This is a genomic window from Sphingobacterium chungjuense (assembly GCF_011316935.1).
In the GTDB taxonomy this organism is placed as follows: Bacteria; Bacteroidota; Bacteroidia; order Sphingobacteriales; family Sphingobacteriaceae; genus Sphingobacterium; species Sphingobacterium chungjuense.
On record NZ_WLYS01000013.1, the window covers coordinates 1 to 1,193 of the forward strand.

Here is a 1,193-nt window from a genome sequence, read left to right on the forward strand (position 1 = left end):
GGTAGCCTTACCTGTTTTTCAAACCAAATAGAAATATTAAATTTAGTTTGTCAAACATTATGAAAAAGAGCAAATTTTCAGAGCATCAGATTGTCAATATTCTTAAAGAATATGAATCCGGTAAAGCCACGCGAGATATCTGTCGAGAGCACGGTATATCAGCGCCAACTTTTTATCAATGGAAGCAAAAGTACGGAGGTATGGATGCGCAACACCTAAAAGAGTTAAAGGCACTGCAGGAAGAAAATTCACGGCTGAAGCGCATGTTCGCCGATTTAAGTCTTGACCATCGAATTTTAAAGGACATTATCGAAAAAAAGCTTTAAAGCTTTGTGAACGTAAAGAGCTGGTGAGCTGTGCAGTGGTTGAGGAAGGGATCAGTGTTCATAGAGCCTGTAAAATTGTGTGCATGAGCCGCAGCATGTACTATTATAACCATACCAAAGATGATGAGGAAGTGGTTGCTAAACTCATGGATCTGGCGAGTAGTTACCCCACAAGAGGCTTCGAAACCTATTATGGTAAAATTAGAATGGAGGGTTTGGTGTGGAACAGAAAACGGGTTCTAAGAGTCTACAGAAGGATTAATCTAAAGCTTCGAAATAAGCGTAAGCGTCGAATTCCGTCCAGAATCAAAGAGAAACTAATCGTTCCGGAAGGAATCAATAGAACATGGTCAATCGACTTTATGAGTGATTCGCTTTCTAACGGACGCAGGTTTCGAGTACTAAATGTGATGGATGATTATAACAGAGAATCTCTGATAAATGAAGCGTTCTATTCGATTCCGGGTGTTAGGCTGGTTCAGAAATTGAAAGAATTAATCTTTTCTAGGCCTAAGCCTAGACGTATCCGAACCGATAATGGCCCAGAGTTCCTGTCCAAGGTTTTTGTTGATTTCTGTAAAGAGAATGACATTGAGCTACAATATATACAACCCGGTAAGCCTTCGCAGAATGCTTATATTGAAAGATTAAATCGAACGTTTAGAGAGGATGTTTTGGATGCGTACCTGTTTGGATCACTAACGGAGGTCAATGCGATTTCCTACGAATGGCAGATCGATTACAACAGTAATCATCCTCATAAATCACTAAATGGACTAAGTCCGTGGTTGTATATGAAGAAATTTATGATTACTTAAAGAGCATTTTTATATTTATTCACTGTTTGAAAAACGGTAAGGCTTCAAA

The 1,193-nt window shown here is 39.0% G+C and carries 2 protein-coding genes; both read left to right on the forward strand.

Annotated features, from left to right (window positions below; all coding sequences use genetic code 11):
* Nucleotides 1–59 precede the first annotated feature (59 nt).
* A complete protein-coding gene (locus GKO22_RS16610; RefSeq protein ID WP_206367944.1) occupies nucleotides 60–326 on the forward strand; it encodes a transposase in 267 nt (88 codons plus the stop codon).
* A 35-nt stretch (nucleotides 327–361) separates the two neighbouring features.
* On the forward strand, nucleotides 362–1,144 hold the full coding sequence (locus GKO22_RS16505) for an IS3 family transposase (protein WP_317165724.1): 783 nt from the start codon (nucleotides 362–364) through the stop codon (nucleotides 1,142–1,144).
* The last annotated feature ends 49 nt before the right edge of the window (nucleotides 1,145–1,193 follow it).